At 68.7% G+C, this 21,811-nt stretch carries 18 protein-coding genes and 1 pseudogene; 15 read left to right on the forward strand and 4 right to left on the reverse strand.

Features of this window, described 5'->3' with window-relative positions; all coding sequences use genetic code 11:
• Positions 1-85: 85 nt before the first annotated feature.
• The 3 genes from AQJ27_RS10540 (at position 86) to AQJ27_RS10550 (ending at position 4,530) form a co-directional block, all read left to right on the forward strand.
• Positions 86-787 (forward strand): HAD family hydrolase, encoded by a 702-nt coding sequence (locus AQJ27_RS10540; RefSeq protein ID WP_067365320.1) that lies wholly within the window; start codon positions 86-88, stop codon positions 785-787.
• A gap of 445 nt (positions 788-1,232) precedes the next feature.
• A complete protein-coding gene (locus tag AQJ27_RS10545; protein ID WP_067365324.1) occupies positions 1,233-2,840 on the forward strand; it encodes an ABC transporter substrate-binding protein in 1,608 nt (535 codons plus the stop codon).
• 106 nt (positions 2,841-2,946) lie between these two features.
• A complete protein-coding gene (locus AQJ27_RS10550) occupies positions 2,947-4,530 on the forward strand; it encodes an ABC transporter substrate-binding protein (protein WP_067365327.1) in 1,584 nt (527 codons plus the stop codon).
• A 160-nt stretch (positions 4,531-4,690) separates the two neighbouring features.
• Here AQJ27_RS10550 and AQJ27_RS10555 read toward each other — a convergent pair whose 3' ends face one another.
• Both AQJ27_RS10555 and AQJ27_RS10560 read right to left on the reverse strand, forming a co-directional pair.
• Positions 4,691-5,365 carry a response regulator gene (locus tag AQJ27_RS10555; protein WP_067365330.1) on the reverse strand — a complete coding sequence of 225 codons (675 nt, stop codon included), beginning with the start codon at positions 5,363-5,365 and terminating at the stop codon, positions 4,691-4,693.
• An 80-nt stretch (positions 5,366-5,445) separates the two neighbouring features.
• Positions 5,446-6,408 (reverse strand): RecB family exonuclease, encoded by a 963-nt coding sequence (locus tag AQJ27_RS10560; protein WP_079064900.1) that lies wholly within the window; start codon positions 6,406-6,408, stop codon positions 5,446-5,448.
• A gap of 187 nt (positions 6,409-6,595) precedes the next feature.
• Here AQJ27_RS10560 and AQJ27_RS10565 point away from each other — a divergent pair, with 187 nt between their 5' ends.
• From AQJ27_RS10565 to AQJ27_RS10575, 3 genes are all read left to right on the forward strand, one after another.
• The gene (locus AQJ27_RS10565) at positions 6,596-8,299 is read left to right on the forward strand and encodes a site-2 protease family protein (protein WP_067366392.1); all 1,704 of its coding nucleotides are present in this window, start codon (positions 6,596-6,598) and stop codon (positions 8,297-8,299) included.
• A 52-nt stretch (positions 8,300-8,351) separates the two neighbouring features.
• Positions 8,352-9,254 (forward strand): tRNA (adenine-N1)-methyltransferase, encoded by a 903-nt coding sequence (locus AQJ27_RS10570; RefSeq protein WP_067365333.1) that lies wholly within the window; start codon positions 8,352-8,354, stop codon positions 9,252-9,254.
• A 266-nt stretch (positions 9,255-9,520) separates the two neighbouring features.
• Entirely contained in the window at positions 9,521-10,099 is a 579-nt protein-coding gene (locus AQJ27_RS10575; protein ID WP_067365336.1) for a hypothetical protein, read from the forward strand.
• Positions 10,100-10,147: 48 nt separating this feature from the next.
• On the opposite strand, the gene AQJ27_RS10580 is transcribed toward AQJ27_RS10575, so the two are convergent.
• Complete coding sequence (locus AQJ27_RS10580) at positions 10,148-10,453, reverse strand: ferredoxin (protein WP_067365339.1); 306 nt, start codon at positions 10,451-10,453, stop codon at positions 10,148-10,150.
• Positions 10,454-10,706: 253 nt separating this feature from the next.
• Between AQJ27_RS10580 and arc the strand changes: the two genes are divergently transcribed.
• The 6 genes and pseudogenes from arc (at position 10,707) to prcA (ending at position 16,653) form a co-directional block, all read left to right on the forward strand.
• Positions 10,707-12,473, forward strand: coding sequence for a proteasome ATPase (gene arc, locus AQJ27_RS10585; protein WP_067366395.1), 1,767 nt, complete (start codon positions 10,707-10,709; stop codon positions 12,471-12,473).
• Positions 12,474-12,707: 234 nt separating this feature from the next.
• On the forward strand, positions 12,708-14,219 hold the full coding sequence (dop, locus tag AQJ27_RS10590; RefSeq protein ID WP_341866068.1) for a depupylase/deamidase Dop: 1,512 nt from the start codon (positions 12,708-12,710) through the stop codon (positions 14,217-14,219).
• Between the two features lie 166 nt (positions 14,220-14,385).
• Positions 14,386-14,604 (forward strand): ubiquitin-like protein Pup, encoded by a 219-nt coding sequence (locus AQJ27_RS10595; RefSeq protein ID WP_060902297.1) that lies wholly within the window; start codon positions 14,386-14,388, stop codon positions 14,602-14,604.
• Between the two features lie 219 nt (positions 14,605-14,823).
• Positions 14,824-15,051, forward strand: a pseudogene (locus AQJ27_RS51945) (endonuclease VII domain-containing protein); the annotation flags it as partial.
• The gene (gene prcB / locus AQJ27_RS10600; protein ID WP_067365345.1) at positions 15,003-15,848 is read left to right on the forward strand and encodes a proteasome subunit beta; all 846 of its coding nucleotides are present in this window, start codon (positions 15,003-15,005) and stop codon (positions 15,846-15,848) included. The pseudogene AQJ27_RS51945 and the gene prcB, both read left to right, overlap by 49 nt.
• 58 nt (positions 15,849-15,906) lie before the next feature.
• A complete protein-coding gene (gene prcA, locus AQJ27_RS10605) occupies positions 15,907-16,653 on the forward strand; it encodes a proteasome subunit alpha (protein WP_067365348.1) in 747 nt (248 codons plus the stop codon).
• Positions 16,654-16,846: 193 nt separating this feature from the next.
• Here prcA and AQJ27_RS10610 read toward each other — a convergent pair whose 3' ends face one another.
• Positions 16,847-17,863 (reverse strand): LacI family DNA-binding transcriptional regulator, encoded by a 1,017-nt coding sequence (locus AQJ27_RS10610; RefSeq protein WP_067365351.1) that lies wholly within the window; start codon positions 17,861-17,863, stop codon positions 16,847-16,849.
• 123 nt (positions 17,864-17,986) lie between these two features.
• Between AQJ27_RS10610 and AQJ27_RS10615 the strand changes: the two genes are divergently transcribed.
• From AQJ27_RS10615 to AQJ27_RS10625, 3 genes are all read left to right on the forward strand, one after another.
• On the forward strand, positions 17,987-19,246 hold the full coding sequence (locus AQJ27_RS10615) for an MFS transporter (RefSeq protein WP_067365354.1): 1,260 nt from the start codon (positions 17,987-17,989) through the stop codon (positions 19,244-19,246).
• Positions 19,247-19,255: 9 nt separating this feature from the next.
• A complete protein-coding gene (pafA, locus tag AQJ27_RS10620; protein WP_067365357.1) occupies positions 19,256-20,617 on the forward strand; it encodes a Pup--protein ligase in 1,362 nt (453 codons plus the stop codon).
• Positions 20,618-20,746: 129 nt separating this feature from the next.
• Positions 20,747-21,754, forward strand: a complete 1,008-nt coding sequence (locus tag AQJ27_RS10625; RefSeq protein WP_067365360.1) for an FKBP-type peptidyl-prolyl cis-trans isomerase — start codon at positions 20,747-20,749, stop codon at positions 21,752-21,754.
• The last annotated feature ends 57 nt before the right edge of the window (positions 21,755-21,811 follow it).

Genomic DNA, 21,811 nt, shown 5'->3' on the forward strand with positions numbered 1-21,811 from the left:
ACGCCGTCGTACACTGGACGGTCCACAGCAGGCCGGTTCCCCCTGAGGGAACCGGCCTTCTCGTCCCTCAAGGAGGTGCGCCAGGATGACCACTACGGTTCCCGCGCTCGGTACCCGTACGGCCGAAGGCTCAGCGCTGCAGGCCGTGCTCCTGGACATGGACGGCACCCTGGTGGACACCGAGGGGTTCTGGTGGGACGTCGAGGTCGAGATCTTCCGGACGCTCGGGCACACCCTCGACGACTCCTGGCGCCATGTGGTGGTCGGCGGACCCATGACCCGCAGCGCGGGTTTCCTGATCGAGGCCACCGGGGCCGACATCACGCTCGGCGAGCTCACGGTGCTGCTCAACGACGGTTTCGAGGACCGTATCGATCGGGCGCTGCCGCTGATGCCGGGGGCGGCCAGACTCCTCGCGGAGCTCGCCGCGCACGAGATCCCCACCGCCCTGGTCTCCGCCTCGCACCGGCGCATCATCGACCGTGTTCTGGCCTCCCTGGGCCCCCAGTACTTCGCGCTGACCGTCGCGGGCGACGAGGTGGAGCGGACCAAGCCCTTCCCCGACCCGTATCTGCTGGCGGCGTCCGGACTCGGCGCCGAACCGGCCCGGTGCGCCGTCATCGAGGACACCGCCACGGGCGTCGCCGCCGCGGAGGCCGCGGGCTGCCACGTGGTCGCCGTCCCCTCCGTCGCGCCGATCGCCCCCGCCGTCCGGCGCACGGTCGTGACCTCACTGGAAGAGGTCGACCTGCCATTTCTCCGTGGTCTGATGACGGAAATGCGCTAGGCGTTCACCCAGCGTGCATAACCGAATGTGCCGATAACCCCTGCGTATCCGCAGGTAAGGGCCCCGGACCTGGGGCGGGAAATTGATTCCGGGGCCGGATGGCCGAATTCCGGTACTCTCCCACGGAGTTGACAGTGTGAGGTTCGTCACCTGACAGGGGGTCGACATTCGGCCCGCCGTGTGCCGTAACCCCCCTTTCGGGGGTGGTCGGCGTGCCCTTGTGTCCCGATTGGTGGAACGCTGCACTAATCCTTCCGCTGTCGGGTTATCGGTGCGTCCACGCCCGGTTTCGCAGCGTGATGGGAACTCAACTCCGGTCTCTGCGGGCCGTCCTGGTGGTGCGGACTAATGTCATCGCGAGAACCTCGCCATAACCCCGGTGACTCGCCCGCACCACCCCTGCATGGCGGGTACACGGACACGACAGCTCTGGAGAAACTCGAGCATGAACCGCAAGACTTTGGTGCTGCCGGCCGTTGTCGGCTTGCTCGCCCCGGTGCTCGCCGCGTGTGGCGGTTCCGACAGCGGGGGAAGCGGCGGCGACGCGATCGTCGTGGGCACCACGGACCGGTTCACCGCATCGAAGGATGCCCCGGCTCCTCTCGACCCGGCGTACGCGTACGACGTCGGCACCTGGAACATCCTGCGCCAGACCGTGCAGACGCTGATGGTCCAGCCCCGCGGTGACGGCGACCCCCAGCCCGAGGCGGCCGAGAGCTGCGGATTCACCGACTCCGGCAACGAGCGCTACGCCTGCACGCTGCGCGACGGACTGAAGTTCGCGAGCGGTGACCCGATCACCGCCAAGGACGTGAAGTTCTCCATCGACCGCGCGCTGTCGCTCAAGGCCGACAGCGGTGTGTTCGCGCTGCTGTCCACCGTCGACACCGTGGAGACGCAGGGCGACCGTCAGGTGATCTTCCACCTGAAGACCGCGGACGCCACCTTCCCGTTCAAGCTGTCGACCCCGGTCGCCGGCATCGTGAACCCGAAGGACTACGAGAAGGACAAGCTGCGCGACGGCTTCTCCGTCGACGGCTCCGGCCCGTACACCCTCCAGGCCGACGTCAAGAACGACGAGGCCGTCAAGGTCACCTTCACCAAGAACCCGAACTACAAGGGTCTGCTGAAGCCGAAGAACGACAAGGTCGAGATGCGCTCCTTCGAGAGCGCCGACACCATGGGCGCCGCGCTCGAAAAGGGCGACATCGACCTCATGACCCGCGCGATGACGCCGGAGCAGATCAACAAGCTCGGCGCCGCCGGTGCGACCGGCAAGATCGACCTGGTCGAGATGCCCGGCCTCGAGATCCGCTACCTCGGCTTCAACACCAACGACCCGTCGGTGAAGAGCAAGGCCGTCCGCCAGGCCATGGCCGAGGTGATCAACCGCGGCGAGCTCGTCTCCAAGGTGTACGGCTCCCAGGCCGAGCCGCTGTTCTCGATGGTCCCGGCCACCATCACGGGTCACTCCAACTCGTTCTTCAACAAGTACGGCGACCCGAGCGTCTCCAAGGCCACCTCGACGCTGAACAAGGCCAGCATCACCACCCCGGTGAAGCTCACCCTGCACTACACGACCGACCACTACGGCTCGGCCACCGCGAAGGAGTTCGAGGTGCTGAAGCAGCAGCTCAACTCCAGCGGCCTGTTCAATGTCGAGATCAAGGGCGAGCCCTGGACGACGTTCCGCCCGGCCGAGAAGAAGAACGAGTACCAGGTCTACGGCATGGGATGGTTCCCCGACTTCCCGGACGCCGACAACTACCTGGCGCCGTTCCTCGACAAGGACAACACCCTCGGCTCCCCGTACGTGAACTCGACGATCCGCGGCACGCTGATCCCGGAGTCCCGCCGCGAGGCCGACCGTCTCACCGCGTCGAAGAGCCTCACCGAGATCCAGGACAGGGTGGCCGACGACGTACCGCTCCTGCCGCTGTGGCAGGGCAAGCAGTACATCGCCGCGCGGGACGACATCACGGGTACCGAGTGGGCGCTCAACTCGTCCTCCACGCTCCAGCTGTGGGAGCTCGGCCGCGGCGTGGGCGGCTGACCGGTCCTTCTCAGGGCGCCGGGTCCCGTGGGCCCGGCGCCCGACCGCACGACCCGGCGCCCGCTCCATGCGGCGCTCCAGAGAAACAATGACAAGGCACCTCCTCGTGAACATGCGCAACCAGTGGCCAGTCCTGTCCGTCGCGACGGGGCTGGCCGCCGGTCTGCTCGCCGGCTGCGGCTCGCAGACGAGCGACACCGGCAGCACCGGCTCCTCCCTGGTGATGGGGATGTCCGACGACGTCCTGGCCACCGACCCGGCTTCCGGCTACGACCCGGGATCCTGGCTGTTGTTCAACAACGTCTTCCAGTCGTTGCTGAGCTTCCCCAACGGCGGTACGGAGCCGGTTCCCGAGGCGGCCAAGGAGTGCGCGTTCTCTGACGCCACGACCAAGGTCTACAAGTGCACGCTCCAGGACGGCCTGAAGTTCAGCAACGGTGACGCCCTCACCTCCGAGGACGTCAAGTTCTCCTTCGACCGCATTCTGAAGATCGACGACGCCTCCGGTCCGGCCGTCATGTTCCCCATGCTCGACACGGTCCAGACCCCGGACGCGAAGACCGTCGTCTTCAGGCTGAAGTACGCCGACGCCACCTTCCCCAGCAAGATCGCCTCCGGCGCCGGCTCGATCGTGGACCACCGGCAGTACGCGGACAACGGGCTGCGCAGGGACAACCAGGCGGTCGGCTCGGGCCCGTACAAGCTGGACTCCTTCGGCAAGGACCAGGCCGTCTTCTCGGTCAACGACAGCTACAAGGGCACCGCCAAGGTGAAGAACTCCGGCATCACGCTGAAGTTCTTCCACGGCGACCAGACCGCCCTGAAGAAGGCGCTGCTGAACCACCAGGTCGACATCGCCTACCGAGGTCTCGCCGCCGACGACATCGCGGACATCAGCAACGACACCTCCACCGGCAGGGGCGTCAACGTCGTCGAGGGCACCAGCGCCGAGGTCCAGCACATGGTCTTCAACCTGGACGACCCGGTCGCCGGCAAGCTCGGCGTGCGCAAGGCCATCGCCTATCTGCTCGACCGCGAGGCCCTGGTCAACCAGGTCTACGAGGACACCGCGACGCCGCTGTACTCGATCGTCCCGGCCGGTGTCGCCGGCCACAACACGGCCTTCTTCGACCGCTACGGAGCCCGCCCCTCGAGGACGAAGGCCGCCGCCGCGCTCCGGGCCGAGGGCATCACCGGCAAGGTCAGGCTCACCCTCTGGTCGACCCCCTCGCGCTACGGCCCCGCCACCGACCAGGAGTTCAGGGCGATCGCCCAGCAGCTCAACGCCAGCGGGCTGTTCGACGCGACCGTGAAGTCCGTCGCGTACGACCAGTACGAGAAGGACATCGCCAAGGGCAAGTACGGTGTGTACGTGAAGGGCTGGGTGCCCGACTACCCGGACCCCGACAACTTCACGGCCCCCTTCTTCGGCAAGGGCAACGTGCTGAGCAACCACTACACGAACAGCACGATCACCGGGCGGCTCATCCCGAAGACGGCCGCCCAGAGCAACCGCTCCTCGACCGACATCGAGTACGGCAAGATCCAGGACATCGTGGCCGAGGACCTCCCGGTCCTCCCGATCTGGCAGGCCAAGCAGTACGCGATCGTGCGGGACAACGTCTACGGCCTCGAGAACTGCCTCGACGCCTCGACGGTGTTCCGCTTCTGGGAGATCAGCAAGGACTGACTCCACCACCGCCGGTACCAACGCCGAGGGCGCCCTCTTCGTGGAAGGGGGCGCCCTCGGTCGTGCTCCTGGGACCCTCTGTCGAGCTTCGGGGATCCTTGGCCGTGCTCCGGGGATCCCTGGGGCCGAGCTCCTGGGGGAGTGGACGGCGTATCGGGGGTTACTGCTGTGCGCCCGGGCGCACCAACCCGCTCTCGTACGCGTACACCGCGGCCTGCACCCGGTCGCGCAGCCCCAACTTGGTGAGCACGTGGCCCACATGGGTCTTGACGGTGGTCTCGCTGACGAACAGGTCGGCGGCGATCTCCGCGTTCGACAGGCCGCGCGCCACCAGCTTCAGCACCTCGACCTCCCGGTCGGTCAGGGTGTGCAGGGTGTCGGGCACCGGCTCGTCGCCGGACGGCAGATGACCCGCGTACTTGTCGAGAAGCCGACGGGTGATGCTCGGCGCGAGCATCGCCTCGCCCGAGGCGACCACCCGGATCGCCTGCACCAGCTCATTGGCCGGCGCGTCCTTGAGGAGGAAGCCGCTGGCCCCGGCGCGCAGCGCCTCCACCACGTACTCGTCGAGGTCGAAGGTCGTCAGGACGAGCACCTTGGCCGGCCCGTCCCGCCCCGGCCCGGTGATCTGCCGGGTCGCCTCCACCCCGTCCATCCTCGGCATACGGATGTCCATCAGAACCACATCGGGCTGCAGCGCACGTACCTGATCCAGTGCCTGCAGACCGTCACCGGCCTCGCCGACGACCGCGATGTCCTGCTCCGCCTCCAGAATCATCCGGAAGCCGGTACGCAGCAGCGGCTGGTCGTCGACCAGTAGGACGCGGATGGCCACGCAAGTCTCCTTGGGTCTGTCCGGCGGACCAGGCCGGAGCTGAAAAACGTGCCGGGCAGACGGGAATTTGACGACAGGACCTAGTCCCGCCCCATTCTGCCCTGCTCGGTGACGCCGGAGTCCGGCGCCCTGACCGGCAGCGGGTAGGGCGGGGGAGTACCGCCGAATTCCGGACAGACCGCCTGGTGGTCGCACCAGCCGCAGAGCTTGGTGGGCCTCGGTCGCCAGTCGCCCGTCTCGGTGGCCTGCTGGATCGCCTCCCAGAGGGCGAGCAGTTTGCGCTCGACCCGCTCCAGGTCCTCGATCATCGGGTCGTACGTCACCACGTCGCCGCTGCCGAGGTAGACGAGCTGGAGCCGGCGCGGGACCACCTGCTTCAGCCGCCACACCACCAGGGCGTAGAACTTCATCTGGAACAGCGCGCCCTCGGCGTACTCCGGCCGCGGCGCCTTGCCCGTCTTGTAGTCGACGATCCGGACCTCGCCCGTCGGGGCCACGTCGACGCGGTCGATGATGCCGCGCAGCTTCAGCCCGGAGTCGAGCCGGGCCTCGACGGACAGCTCACGCTCGGCGGGCTCCAGCCGCGTCGGGTCCTCGAGACTGAACCAGCGCTCCACCAGCTGCTCGGCCTCGCCGAGCCAGCGCGTCAACCGCTCGCCCTCTGGATCGTCGGCGAACAGTTCCACGACCTCCGGCCGCGTCTCGCGCAGCCGGTCCCACTGCCCCGGAATGAGTGACTTGGCGCGCGGAGCCGTCCGCTCCGCCGCCGGGGCGTCGAAAAGGCGCTCCAGCACCGCGTGGACCAGCGTGCCGCGGGTGGCCGCCTCGCTCGGCTTCTCCGGAAGTCTGTCGATCACCCGGAACCGGTAGAGCAACGGGCACTGCATGAAGTCGCCTGCCCGTGAGGGCGACAGCGAGCTCGGAGGCGTGGCCGGGCGGGCCGCGGGAACCGCCGACGCGTCCGTCGCTTCGGCCACGGCGGCTTCGGCCGTGACGGCTTCGGTCGGCTCGGGCGGCACGGCGCCACCGGTGCTGGTTTCCATGTCCACAGACCTTACGGCCCGCCACTGACAGTGAGTACACGGTCGGGGCTTGTGCGCGCTAGTGCGACGGAGCGGAAAACAGAGGGGGTGCCGGGGCGGAACGCGTCGCGACGGACGCATACCATCGACCCAGACCCTCCTGCTTCGCATGATCGGGAGCGGGAGACGCTTCGAACGAGGGGACATCGTGGACGAGAGCGGCGGGAGCGGGCAGCCGCGGTCCGGCACCGACGAAGCGACCGAGCGCCACGGGGAGCAGCGGGCCTCCTCGGCCCCGGCCGCGGACGCCACGCGCCCCGGACCGGAGCGCCCCGAACACCCCACCGGACCGACACCACCCACGGCCCCGGACACCTCCGAGGCCGCCCCGTCCCCCGACCGATCCCACGACCCCATCGACGCCGCCCGCGGGGCCGAGACGCACAGCGACCCTTCGAGCGGGGCCGAGGACGGGGTCGAGGTGCCCGCCGGCTCCGGTCCCTCGGACGAGGCCGACGCACTCCACGGGTCCTCGACCGAGGCCGACGCACTCCATGGGGCTACGGACGGGACCGGCAGCAAGCCCACGGGCGAGCCCGGAACCGAGTCGTCCGCCCAGGACGCGCACCGCGGCCCCTCCGCCGGAGCCCACCCGCACCCCGAGCCCGAACACCCCCGGACCCTCGCCCACTCCGGAACCGGTACCGGTACCGGTACCGGTACCGGTACCGGCAAGGCGCAGCCCCCGCGACGCGGCCGGGAACCCGGTGGCGGGCTGCTGATGGGGCGGCCGTTCGGCGTGCCCGTGTACGTGGCGCCCAGCTGGTTCCTCGTGGCCGCGCTGATCACCTGGGTGTTCGGCGGCCAGCTCGACCGCGTGCTGCCCGAACTCGGCGCCCTGCGCTACCTCGTGTCCCTCTTCTTCGCGGTCGCCTTCTACGCCTCCGTGCTCGTCCACGAGCTGGCCCACACGGTCGCCGCCCTGCGCTTCAAGCTGCCGGTGCGCCGGATCCAGCTGCAGTTCTTCGGCGGCGTCTCGGAGATCGAGAAGGAGGCCGAGACCCCGGGCCGGGAATTCGTCCTGTCCTTCGTCGGACCACTGCTCTCCCTCGTCCTCTCGGGCCTCTTCTACCTCGCCATGCTGGCCGTCGAGCCCGGCACGGTCCCCGGCGTGCTGCTGGCCGGCCTGATGATCTCCAACCTCATCGTGGCCGCCTTCAACCTGCTCCCCGGCCTGCCCCTGGACGGCGGCCGCATGCTCCGCGCCGTCGTCTGGAAGATCACCGGCAGGCCGATGAGCGGCACGATCGCCGCCGCCTGGGTCGGCCGAGCCCTCGCCGTCTCCGTACTGATCGGGCTGCCCCTGCTCACCCAGTCCGGATCGCTCGGCTCCACCCAGGACAACATCGGCGGCATGGACACGGTCACCGACGCCCTGCTCGCCGCGATCCTCGCCGCGATCATCTGGACCGGCGCCGGCAACAGCCTCCGCATGGCCCGTCTGCGCGAACACCTGCCCGAGCTGCGCGCCCGCTCACTCACCCGGCGCGCGGTCCCCGTCGAGACCAGCACCCCGCTCTCGGAGGCACTGCGCCGTGCCAACGAAGCCGGCGCCCGCGCCCTGGTCGTCGTCGACGCCGACGGCGAACCGCTCTCCCTCGTCCGCGAGGCCGCCATCGTCGGCGTACCGGAGCACCGCCGCCCCTGGGTCGCCGTCAGCGGCCTCGCCCAGGACCTCACCGACGGCATGCGCGTCTCCGCGGAGCTCGCGGGCGAGGCCCTCCTGGACACCCTCCGTGCCACCCCGGCGACCGAGTACCTGGTGGTGGAGGACTCGGGCGAGATCTACGGAGTCCTCTCCGCGGCAGACGTCGAGCGAGCCTTCGTCAAGGCCATGGCCCGCCCGTCCTGAGCGCGGCCCGAGCGTGGTCGGCGCCCCGCGCAGGGACCGGTAGGCTGGTCACATGTCCGAACCGACCGGTGCCGCCCGCAGGCGCGGGCCCTTCAAGGTCGGGGACCAGGTTCAGCTGACCGACCCCAAGGGCCGCCACTACACGTTCACGCTCGAGGCCGGGAAGAACTTCCACACCCACAAGGGTTCCTTCCCCCACGACGAGCTGATCGGCGCTCCCGAGGGCAGCGTTGTCCGCACCACGGGGAACGTCGCCTATCTCGCGCTGCGCCCCCTGCTCCCCGACTACGTCCTGTCCATGCCCCGCGGCGCCGCCGTGGTCTACCCCAAGGACGCGGGGCAGATCCTGGCCTTCGCCGACATCTTCCCCGGCGCGCGCGTCGTGGAAGCGGGCGTGGGCTCCGGCTCGCTCAGCAGCTTCCTGCTGCGCGCCATCGGTGACCAGGGCATGCTCCACTCCTACGAGCGCCGCGAGGACTTCGCGGAGATCGCCCAGCAGAACGTGGAGCGCTACTTCGGCGGCCCGCACCCCGCCTGGCAGCTCACCGTCGGCGACCTCCAGGACAACCTGTCCGACACCGATGTCGACCGCGTCATCCTCGACATGCTCGCCCCCTGGGAGTGCCTGGAGGCCGTCTCCAAGGCGCTGGTCCCCGGCGGCATCCTGTGCTGCTACGTCGCCACCACCACCCAGCTCGCGCGGACCGTCGAGTCCATCCGCGAGATCGGTTCCTTCAACGAGCCGACCGCGTGGGAGTCGATGATCCGCAACTGGCACGTGGAGGGCCTGGCGGTCCGTCCGGACCATCGAATGATCGGCCACACCGGCTTCCTGCTCACCGCCCGCCGCCTCGCGGACGGCGTCGAGCCGCCCATGCGCCGCCGCCGCCCCGCCAAGGGCGCCTACGGCGAGGACTACACCGGACCGAACGCCGACGGCGGCTCAGGCCGCTGACCCGACCGGCGCGCACGCCGTCGACGTACCCAACGCACCACACCCGTGGCCGAGTTCCCGGAAGCACTCCGGAGCTCGGCCGCGGTGCGTTCCCGCGCGCGGGCCGCGGAACAGGTGGGCAACTCCGCCGCAAGCCCTTTCCGTTGACGCGCCGCGATGACACGCCGCCAGAAGTCCGGACCCCGCCGTTCCACCCCACTGTGACGTGTGGCACCATGCTGGCCACCCCACCCCCACCGTCACGGCCCTCCCAGGAGACGCTCCTAGTGCAGCAATCCGTCGTCCCTGAACTGGCACACACCCACACCCGCCCCATCCACTGGCTCGCCACGGCCACCGCCCTGGCCGGAGTCGTCGCCCTCTCCTCGGTCCTCCAGCCCGGCTCCGCGACGGCGGCCCAGCCCGGCCCCGAGGCCAAGTCCGCCCCGGCCGCGACGGCGCCCCCGGACCCCGCGGGCGTCACGTTCCCGATCGAGTGCGGGCCCGTCAAGGTCCTCGTGCAGAAGAAGGCGTCCGGAGACCTCGACGGCGACGGCAGCCCGGAGACGGTGGCCGTGGTCCGCTGCGACGCGGGCATAGGCACCCCGCCCAACGGCGTCTACGTCCTCACCCAGGGCGGGGCGGGAGCGAAGAAGCCCCGCGTCGTGGCCACCCTGGTCGACCCGAAGGACCGCCTCGACGTCACCGACTTCGCGGTGCGTGACGGCGCCGTCACGGCGACCCTGCTCGGCTACTCCTCTGCCGACGTGCCGAGTTGCTGCCCGGACGTGAAGGAGCAGGCCAAGTGGCAGTGGAAGAACGGCACGTTCATCCGCTCGACACCCTCCGGGGCCCAGAACGCATGAGAAGCGTGTGAGAAAAGAGACATGTCGTGACGTGGAGTGCCCTTCGGGTCACTCCGCGTCGGGACCGTAGACCTCGACCCTGTCCGAAACTCGACGTACGTGGATGCAGTCGCCCGGGCACTCCTTCGCGGAGTCGGCGACATCCCGCAGAAGCGTCAGCGGTACGGGCGTTGTGGCGCCCGGGGCCTGCAGGAGCTCGTCGTCGGCGCTCTTCACATAGGCCAGACCGTCGATGTCCAGCTCGAAGACCTCCGGCGCGTACTGGGCGCAGATACCGTCTCCGGTACAGAGATCCTGGTCGATCCAGACCTCGAGAGCCTCGCTGCCGCCTGGGGCCTCCTGCTGCACGGTCATTTCTCCTGCCGTTTCCTGCGTCGAGCGATCCGGAGACTGGGGAATCGGGCCAGCTCTGACGGGTGTTGAACACGTCGACCCTACCTCCGCCCGCTTCCCGACCGTGTTCGGTGGGTATTCCCCTGGCGTGAGGGAGAGCGCAAGGGTGAAGATCGGACACACCTCGACAGTCTTTGTGATCTAGGGGTTTCAATCGACACCCACCCAGGTAGGGTCTGGAAGCGTCCAGCTCCCCTTGGAGGAGGTGAGGACCGTGGCAGCCCACGACGACGACATGAACCGCGGCATCCGCCCGGGACGAGGGTCCGATGACCCTGCCGGGCAGGTTGCCTACCTTGAGCAGGAGATCGCCGTCCTGCGACGCAAGCTCGCCGACTCTCCGCGGCACACGAGGATTCTCGAAGAGCGGATCGTCGAGCTGCAGACCAACCTGGCCGGCGTGTCCGCACAGAACGAGCGGCTCGCCAACACGCTCCGTGAGGCCCGCGACCAGATCGTGGCCCTCAAGGAAGAGGTCGACCGGCTGGCGCAGCCACCGGCCGGCTTCGGTGTCTTCCTCGTGGCGAACGAGGACGGCACGGCGGACATCTTCACCGGGGGCCGCAAGCTCCGGGTGAACGTCAGCCCCAGCGTGGAGCTCGAAGAGCTCAGGCGCGGCCAGGAAGTGATGCTCAACGAGGCCCTCAACGTGGTCGAGGCCATGGAGTACGAGAGCGTCGGCGACATCGTCACCCTCAAGGAGATCCTCGAGGACGGCGAACGCGCCCTGGTGCAGGGACACACCGACGAGGAACGGGTGGTACGGCTCGCCGAGCCGCTCCTGGACGTCGTCATCCGTCCCGGCGATGCCCTGCTTCTCGAACCCCGCTCCGGCTATGTCTACGAAGTTGTCCCCAAGAGCGAGGTCGAGGAGCTCGTCCTCGAAGAGGTCCCGGACATCGGCTACGAGCAGATCGGCGGCCTGGGAAACCAGATCGAACTGATCCGCGACGCGGTCGAGCTCCCCTACCTCTACCCCGACCTGTTCAAGGAGCACGAACTGCGGCCGCCCAAGGGTGTGCTGCTCTACGGGCCCCCTGGATGCGGCAAGACGCTCATCGCCAAGGCGGTCGCCAACTCGCTGGCCAAAAAGGTCGCCGAGGTCACCGGCCAGGCCACCGGAAAGAGCTTCTTCCTCAACATCAAGGGCCCCGAGCTCCTGAACAAGTACGTCGGCGAGACCGAGCGGCAGATCCGCCTCGTCTTCCAGCGTGCTCGTGAGAAGGCCAGCGAGGGCACCCCCGTCATCGTCTTCTTCGACGAGATGGAATCCCTCTTCCGCACCCGTGGATCGGGCGTCAGCTCGGACGTGGAGAACACCATCGTCCCCCAGCTGCTCGCCGAGATCGACGGCGTGGAAGGCCTGGAGAACGTGGTCGTGATCGGCGCCTCGAACCGCGAGGACATGATCGACCCCGCGATCCTGCGCCCCGGACGACTCGACGTGAAGATCAAGATCGAGCGCCCGGACGCCGAGGCCGCCAAGGACATCTTCGCCAAGTACCTCACACAACGCCTCCCGCTGCACTCCGACGACCTCGGAGAGCACGGCGGGGACCGGGCGGCCACCGTCCACGGCATGATCCAGACCGCCGTGGAACAGATGTACGCCGAGTCCGAGGAGAACCGCTTCCTCGAGGTCACCTACGCCAACGGCGACAAGGAAGTCCTGTACTTCAAGGACTTCAACTCGGGCGCCATGATCGAGAACATCGTCGGCCGCGCCAAGAAGGCAGCGATCAAGGCCTTCCTCGAGCAGAACCAGAAGGGCCTTCGGGTCTCCCACCTCCTCCAGGCGTGCGTGGACGAGTTCAAGGAGAACGAGGACCTGCCGAACACCACCAACCCGGACGACTGGGCCCGAATCTCCGGAAAGAAGGGCGAACGGATCGTTTACATCCGTACGCTCGTCACCGGAAAGCAGGGCGCGGACACCGGACGCTCCATCGACACGGTGGCGAACACCGGGCAGTACCTGTAAAAGACAGGGCGGCTGCGGGTGCCCTCCACGGGTACCCGCAGCCGACTGCTTTCCGGGGCACGGCTGGAGCAGAGCAATGACGCAAATGATCTCCCCACCAGCGCAGAGGCGTTCTAGGCTCTTTCGTACCGCCGAGTCGCGCGTTGCGGGGACGGGCACCGCACACGCACCGGAGCACCAGCGGTACTTGAGCAGCGCCCCCGACCGAGGGCGCTGCCGGGCAAGGAGGGCCGCATGACCGTACGGCGAGTAATGGGCATCGAGACGGAGTACGGGATCTCCGTCCCCGGCCACCCCAACGCCAATGCCATGCTCACCTCGTCCCAGATCGTCAACGCGTACGCGGCGGCGATGCACCGGGCGCGCCGCGCCCGCTGGGATTTCGAGGAGGAGAACCCGCTGCGGGACGCGCGAGGCTTCGACCTCGCCCGCGAGGCCGCCGACTCCAGCCAGCTCACCGACGAGGACATCGGCCTGGCCAATGTCATCCTCACCAATGGCGCACGGCTGTACGTGGACCACGCGCACCCGGAGTACAGCGCTCCCGAGGTCACCAACCCGTGGGACGCCGTCCTGTGGGACAAGGCCGGCGAGCGCATCATGGCGGAGGCCGCGGAGCGCGCGGCCCAGCTCCCCGGCGCCCAGCCGATCCACCTCTACAAGAACAACACCGACAACAAGGGCGCCTCGTACGGCACGCACGAGAACTACCTGATGAAGCGGGAGACCCCCTTCTCGGACATCGTGCGCCACCTCACGCCGTTCTTCGTCTCACGCCAGGTCGTCACCGGAGCGGGCCGCGTCGGTATCGGCCAGGACGGGCACGAGCACGGCTTCCAGCTCAGTCAGCGCGCGGACTACTTCGAGGTCGAGGTGGGCCTCGAGACCACGCTCAAGCGCCCCATCATCAACACCCGCGACGAGCCGCACGCGGACGCCGAGAAGTACCGCAGGCTGCACGTGATCATCGGTGACGCCAACCTGTCGGAGATCTCGACCTATCTCAAGCTGGGCACGACCGCCCTGGTCCTGTCCATGATCGAGGACGGCTTCATCGCCGTCGACCTGGCCGTCGACCAGCCCGTGCGCACGCTGCACCAGGTCTCGCACGACCCCACTCTGAAGCGGCTCGTCACGCTGCGCAGCGGACGCACGCTGACCGCGGTGCAGCTCCAGATGGAGTACTTCGAGCTGTCGCGCAAATACGTGGAGGAACGCTTCGGGGCGGACGCCGACGACCAGACCAAGGACGTCCTGGCCCGCTGGGAGGACACTCTCAATCGCCTGGAGAACGACCCGATGAGCCTCTCGGGGGAGCTCGACTGGGTCGCCAAGCGGGAGCTCATGGAGGGCTACCGGCGCCGTGACGGCCTCGACTGGGACGCGGCACGGCTGCACCTGGTCGACCTCCAGTACGCCGACGTACGGGCCGAGAAGGGCCTGTACAACCGTCTGGCGGCGCGCGGCAAGATGAAGCGGCTCCTGGACGAGCAGGACGTCGAGCGGGCCCGCACGAAGCCGCCCGAGGACACCCGTGCGTACTTCCGCGGGCGCTGTCTGGAGCAGTACGCGGACGATGTGGCGGCGGCCTCCTGGGACTCGGTGATCTTCGATCTGCCGGGCCGGGACTCGCTCCAGCGCGTCCCAACCCTGGAGCCGCTTCGCGGAACGCGTAATCACGTCAAGGAGCTCCTCGACCGCTGCCGCACGGCGGAAGACCTGGTCAGGGTCCTGTCAGGCGGCTGACCGGGCCGCCAGGGGCGTAGGAGCCCGGGCGGCACAACGGGGTGGAAAGACGCGACGTCCGGGAATCATCGAGGTGGCTCCCGGACGTTGTAGCAACTGCGGGGCCGATGTCGGACCCTGCTTGTAGGGTCTGATCAAGAACGTCGAACCGAGCGGGGTGAGGGTTATGGCGACCAAGGACACCGGCGGCGGACAGCAGAAGGCGACGCGTTCCACCGAGGAGGTCGAGGAGCAGGCGCAGGACGCGCAGGTATCGGACGACCTCAAGGAACGCCAGGAGAAGCTGAGCGACGACGTCGACTCCGTACTGGACGAGATCGACGACGTACTCGAGGAGAATGCCGAGGACTTCGTGCGCTCCTTCGTTCAGAAGGGTGGCCAGTAGGCCGCTTTTCCCTTCGATTCGAAAGCCTTACTCGAGGGCGACTGAACGCCGGATGGGCTGGGCGTGAAGTGCTGCTCGCGGTGACGGGAGACCGGGCCGCGGGCAGTCTTCTTCGGCCGTGCCCGGCGGCGCTCGAAGGGGTGTCGCCTCTTCCGTGGGGCTGCGCGTGATCAAAGGGCTCTGTGAGTTCAAAGGGCCCCGTGAGATCAAGGCGGCTCCGCGTCGTCAACGGGGCTCTGCGGGATCGGTCTGAAAGGTCCCGCAGTTCATGTGGATCACCGCCACGAGACGGGTAGGGTCCGTGGCGTACCGTGCTTCAACTGCAATTCGGCCATCGGCAAGTTGGGAGATGATCCCGACGCTGTTCGTCGGGCTGCCGCCTACTTGGAAGGATCCCCGTGGAAGCCAACACTCGTAGCACCGGGCGTCTACCGGCTGCCTTCCTGACGCCCGGGTCGTCGTCCTTCATGGACTTCCTGTCCCAGCACCAGCCGGAGATGCTGCCGGGCAAGCGGCAGCTGCCGCCCGTCCAGGGCGTGATCGAGGCCCCGCACGGCACGACCATCGTCGCCGTCACGTTCCCCGGCGGAGTGGTTCTCGCCGGCGACCGCCGGGCCACCATGGGCAACATGATCGCTCAGCGCGACATCGAGAAGGTCTTCCCGGCCGACGAGTACTCGGCGGTGGGCATCGCCGGTACGGCCGGTCTGGCCGTCGAGATGGTCAAGCTGTTCCAGCTGGAGCTGGAGCACTTCGAGAAGGTGGAGGGCACCACGCTCTCCCTGGAGGGCAAGGCGAACCGGCTCTCCACCATGATCCGTTCCAACCTCGCCATGGCCATGCAGGGCCTGGCCGTGGTCCCTCTCTTCGCGGGTTTCGACGTGGACCGCGACAAGGGCCGCATCTTCTCCTACGACGTCACCGGCGGCCGCTCCGAGGAGCACGGCTACGCCTCCACCGGCTCCGGCTCGATCTTCGCGCGCGGTGCCATGAAGAAGCTCTACCGCGACGACCTGACCGAAGAGCAGGCCACGACCCTCGTCATCCAGGCGCTGTACGACGCGGCCGACGACGACTCGGCGACCGGTGGTCCCGACGTCGCCCGCCGGATCTACCCGATCGTCACCGTGATCACCGAGGACGGCTTCCGCAGGCTCACCGACGACGAGTCCTCCGACATCGCCCGCGCGATTCTGGAGCGGCGTCTGGAGCAGCCGGACGGTCCGCGGGCCGCGCTGCTCTGAGCTCGGCTCCTTTTGCCAAGGTGACCCAGTGACTTCGACAGAAAGGGACGGATAACCGGTGTCGACGCCGTTCTATGTCTCACCCCAGCAGGCCATGGCCGACCGGGCGGAATACGCCCGTAAGGGCATCGCCCGCGGTCGCAGCCTCGTTGTGCTGCAGTACGCCGACGGCATTGTGTTCGTCGGCGAGAACCCGTCCCGCGCGCTGCACAAGTTCAGCGAGATCTACGACCGGATCGGCTTCGCGGCCGCCGGTAAGTACAACGAATACGAGAATCTGCGGATCGGCGGCGTGCGCTATGCCGATCTGCGGGGTTACACCTATGACCGTGATGATGTGACCGCCCGGGGTCTGGCGAATGTGTACGCACAGACGCTGGGCACGATCTTCTCCTCGGCCGCCGAGAAGCCGTACGAGGTGGAGCTCGTTGTCGCCGAGGTGGGGGAGACCCCCGAAGGCGACCAGATCTATCGGCTGCCGCACGACGGGTCCATCGTGGACGAGCACGGGTCGGTCGCGGTGGGTGGCAATGCCGAGCAGATCAGCAGTTATCTGGACCAGCGCCACCAGGACGGGATGTCGCTGGCGGAGGCGCTGAAGCTGGCCGTGCAGTCGCTGTCGCGGGAGCCGAACGGGGGCGAGCGGGAGATCCCCGCGGAGCGCCTGGAGGTCGCGGTCCTGGACCGTACGCGTCCGCAGCAGCGCAAGTTCAGGCGGATCGTCGGGCGTCAGCTGGACCGGCTGCTGGAGGAGGGCGGCGCGGAGACCGCCACGGAGGCCGAGGACGCCGAAGACGAGGAGTGACCGTTGGTCTTCGCCCTGCCCGCCGGGTGCCGGTGGGTGGGGCGGGGCCGTGCCGGTACATCAGCCCGTCGCCGCCGGATCGGACGTTGCCCTACGGGGAGCCGTTCCAGATCCGGACGTGAGCGACGGGCTTTGATGTACCGGCACGGCCCCTTTCGCGCGTCGGCGACCGCGGGTGAGTGGGGCGAGTGGTCTATGGGGCGCCCGGTGGGGCCGTGGAGCCTCGTACGACCAGGTGCACCGGGATGTCCCCCGCCGGAGGTGTGCGGCCGTCCAGGACGGCCAGGAGGGCTTCCATGCCCCGTTCGCCGAAGCGTTCCGCGTCCAGGCGGACGGTGGTGAGCTCCGGGTCGATGGCCTGGGCCAGGGCCAGGTCGTCTAGCCCTGTGATGGAGAGGTCCTCGGGGATGCGCAGGCCCAGGCGGCGGGCGGCCTTGTAGGCGCCGGCCGCCAGTTTGTCGTCGTCGCAGACCAGGGCGGTGGGGCGGGGGCCGGGGGCGGCGAGTGCCGTCTCCGCGACGGACAGGGCGTCCTCGAAGGAGATCGGGGCTCGGGCGGTGTCCAGGTGTGTGCCGGGGACCTTGTCCAGTTGTGCGCTGAGTTCCCGGGCGCGTACCACGAAGGTCCAGGACGGGATGTCCGCCGCCAGATGGAGGAAACGGCGGTGGCCCAGGGACAGGAGGTGCTCGGCCACCTGCCGTACGCCGTCCTTGATGTCGAGGTTGACGGTCGCCGCGCCCAGGCTGCCCTCGGGGTCGCTGTCGAGCATCACCAGGGGGAGCTGGTCGCCCCGGATGGCGGTCAGGGCGTCCGCGGCCATGGAGGAGGCGATGACGCCGTCCAGGGCGGCCGCCGCGGAGCCGAACGGGTCACGGGCGGGGCCGATGCCCTCGGGGGAGGGGTACAGGACCACGCCGAAGCCGTGTGCCGCCGCGACGCGGGCCGCGCCGGTGTAGACCCCGGCGAAGAACTCGGTGGTCAGCGCGGGGACCACCAGGAGGACCGTACGGGTGCGGCCCAGGCGGAGGTTGCGGGCGGCCAGGTTCGGGCGGTAGCCGAGCTCCTGGGCGGCCTCGCGGACGCGTTCCGCGGTCGTCTCGGAGACCCGGCCGCGCCACTTGTCGCCCAGCACGAGGGAGACCGCGGCCTGGGACACCCCGGCGGCCTGGGCGACGTCACGGCTCGTCGGGCGGGTGCTACCTCGTGCCACCGGCGACCTGCTCCTTCGTCTGGACTCGCGGACTGGGCACATGGTACGTATGACACAGGACGTTATACGTAAAACCTCGTGTGCATGACCATCGGGCGTCACGGGTTACCGGAAGGGCATGACATGGCCGCGGGATACCTGGAGATCCTCAGGGCGAGGCACGCCGCACGGCTGCTCGCCGGCACGCTCACCGGGCGGCTGCCCAACGCCATCGCCGCCATCGCCGTCGTCCTCTTCGTCCGGGCGGAGGGCGGGACGTACAGCCTGGCCGGTGCGCTCGCGGCCGTGTACGGGGTGGGCAATGCCGTGGGGCAGCCGCTGCTCGGGCGGCTCGTGGATCTGTACGGGCAGCCGCGTGTCCAGTTGCCGGCCGCGCTCGTCTCGGCCCTCGGGATGGGCGTCTTCGCCTTCTCGGGCACCGACCCGCTGCCGGTGGCGTATCTCTCGATGGTCGTCGCCGGGCTCTTCACGCCGCCCCTGGAGGGCGGGCTGCGGGCGTTGTGGCCGTCCGTGCTGCGCCGGGAGGAGCAGGTGCACACCGCGTACGCGATGGACGCCGTGGCGCAGGAAGTCATGTTCACCGTCGGACCGTTGCTGCTGACCCTGTGTGCCTCGCTCTGGTCCGCCCGGGCGGCGCTGCTGATCCTGAATGTCGTCGGGGTGCTGGGCGCCCTCTCCGTGGTCCTCTCGCCACCCTCGCGCGCGTGGCGTTCGGCACCGCGCGAGGCGCACTGGCTGGGCGCGTTGCGCTCCCCCGGGCTGCTGGCGCTGCTCGGCGCGTTCCTGTTCGTGGGGATCGCGCTCGGCTCGATCACGGTCGCCGCGGTGTCGTACGCCGACGACCACGGCGGTGACGCGGTGTACGGCTGGCTGATGGCGGCCGTGGGGCTCGGGGCCCTCGTCGGTGGGACGGCGTACGGGGCGCGGCGGTGGAGCGGCGCGCCCGAGCGGCGACTGCGGGTGCTGGTCGCCCTTCTGGCGGTGTGTTATCTGCCGCTCGTGCTGATGCCGGGCGCGGTCGCCATGACGGCCCTCGCGGCGCTCGCCGGGGTCTTCCTGGCGCCCTGCATCGCCTGCGCCTTCATCATCGTCGACCGGCACGCGCCCAGGGGCACCGTCACCGAGGCGTTCTCCTGGCTTGTGACGACGTTCACCGTGGGCGCTTCGGTCGGAACGGGCCTCGCGGGCCCGGTCGTCGAGCGGGGCGGGGCGGTGTGGGGCTTCGCCCTGCCGGGTGCCGCGGGTGCCGCCGCGCTGGTGGTTCTGCTGGCCACGGGGCGGGTCCTCGCAGCTACCGGGGATGGTCCGGTCGTTGCGGTCTCATCGGAAAATGATCCAAACCGTGCCGTCGAACCCCGTTTCAGCTCGGGGGATCGGGCGTAATGTTCAGTCATGGACCGCCGCATTTTCGGGCTGGAGAACGAGTACGGCGTCACGTGTACGTTCAGGGGACAGCGCCGCCTGTCTCCCGACGAGGTGGCGCGGTACCTCTTCCGCCGTGTCGTGTCATGGGGCCGCAGCAGCAATGTCTTTCTGCGGAACGGTGCCCGCCTCTATCTCGACGTGGGATCACATCCGGAATACGCGACACCCGAATGTGACAACGTGACGGAACTCGTCACCCACGACAAGGCCGGCGAGCGCATTCTCGAAGGACTCCTGGTCGACGCCGAACGACGCCTGCACGAGGAAGGAATCGCGGGCGACGTCTATCTGTTCAAGAACAACACCGACTCGGCGGGCAACTCCTACGGGTGCCACGAGAACTATCTGGTGGCCCGGCACGGGGAGTTCTCCCGGCTCGCGGACATTCTCATTCCCTTCCTGGTCACCCGGCAGCTGCTGTGCGGTGCCGGCAAGGTGCTGCAGACTCCGCGCGGCGCCGTGTACTGCGTGAGCCAGCGCGCCGAGCACATCTGGGAGGGCGTCAGCTCGGCGACGACCCGCTCCCGGCCGATCATCAACACCCGCGACGAACCGCACGCCGACGCCGAGCGCTACCGGCGGCTGCACGTCATCGTCGGTGACTCGAACATGTCCGAGACGACGATGCTCCTCAAGGTCGGCGCCACCGACCTGGTGCTGCGCATGATCGAGGCCGGTACGGTCATGCGCGACCTCACCCTGGAGAACCCCATTCGGGCGATCCGCGAGGTCAGCCACGACATCACGGGCCGACGCAAGGTGCGTCTGGCCAGCGGCCGGGAGGCCTCCGCGCTGGAAGTGCAGCGGGAGTACTTCGAGAAGGCCGTGGACTTCTGCGAGCGCCGCGGCATCCGCACCGGCACGGTCGAGCAGGTGCTCGAACTGTGGGGCCGCACGCTCGACGCGATCGAGGCCGAGGACCTCGACCGGATCGGTACCGAAATCGACTGGGTGATGAAGTACCAGCTCATCGAGCGGTACCGGGCCAAGCACAACATGACGATGTCGAATCCCCGGGTCGCGCAGATAGACCTCGCATATCACGACATCCACCGGCGTCGTGGTCTGTACTACCTGCTGGAGAGGAAGGGACAAGCCACCCGGATCTGCAACGATTTGAAGATCTTCGAAGGCAAGTCCGTGCCGCCGCAGACCACTCGGGCCCGGCTGCGCGGCGACTTCATCCGGCGCGCTCAGGAGCAGCGCCGCGATTTCACCGTCGACTGGGTCCACCTCAAGCTCAACGACCAGGCACAACGCACGGTGTTGTGCAAGGACCCGTTCCGTTCGGTCGACGACCGGGTGGAGAAGCTGATCGCGGGAATGTGAGCGCTGAGTTCCGGGTGTGATGACGGAACGCAACGCGGGGCGCCGTACGTTTTCCGTACGGCGCCCTTCTCACGTCGTAGAGTTGCGCGCACGCCATCAACCAAGATCGATCGATACGAGGCCCTCACCGTGCGCCGACGCTCCCTCATGATTGCCGTACCCGCCGGACTGGTCACGCTCGCCGGATGCGGTGACGACAAGTCGGACAAGGCCAAGTCCAGCACCAGTAGCCCGTCCCCGTCGGCCGCCGCGTCCGCCTCTGCGCCGCCGCCGCCGAAGATCGTCGACGGTCCGCTGCCGGCGATCACGGCCGGGACGAAGTTCGGTGAGAAGCCGACCGTGGCCAAGGGCAGCGGCTCCCCGTCGAAGGATCTGGCGGTCAGGACGGCCATCGCGGGCGGCGGCAAGACGGTCGTGGAGAACGACTACATCCAGGCCAACTACCTCGGCCAGGTCTGGGACACCGCCAAGGTCTTCGACAACTCCTACGACCGTAAGACGCCGCTGGTCATCCAGCTCGCGCAGGGCGGCATCATCGACGGCTGGCGCTATGGCCTGGTGGGCAAGAAGGTCGGCAGCCGCGTCGAGATGTCCGTGCCGCCCACCTGGGGCTACGGCACGCAGGGCAACACGCAGGCGGGCATCAAGGGCACCGACACGCTGGTGTTCGTCGTCGACATCGAGAACACCTTCAACGCGCAGAGCTCCGCCCAGGGCAAGGAGGTCGCGCAGAGCGACGCCGCCCTCCCGAAGGTCGGCACCAACACCGACGGCAAGGCCCCCTCCATCGACGTGCCGAAGGCGACGGCCCCGACGAAGCTCGTGGCGAACTACGTCCTCGAGGGCGACGGCGACGAGGTCAAGGCGGACAGCAGTGTCCTGGTGCAGTACAAGGGCGTGCTCTGGGACACCGGCAAGGAGTTCGACTCGACGTACAGCAGCGGCCGGCTGGCGCAGTTCTCGCTGCAGCAGGTCGTCAAGGGCTGGGCGCAGGGCCTGACCGGCAAGAAGGTGGGCAGCCGCGTCCTCATCGTGATTCCGCCGGCGCTGGGCTACGGCAACAACCCGCCGAGCGGCAGTGGCATCAAGAAGGACTCCACCCTGGTGTTCTCGGTGGACATCCTGGCCAAGATGTAACGCGTTGCGGGATGTGAGACTGTCGGTGTTGCTTTAAGGCCTTTACGCGAACAAGCA

Source organism: Streptomyces olivochromogenes, assembly GCF_001514115.1.
GTDB classification, from domain to species: domain Bacteria; phylum Actinomycetota; class Actinomycetes; order Streptomycetales; family Streptomycetaceae; genus Streptomyces; species Streptomyces olivochromogenes.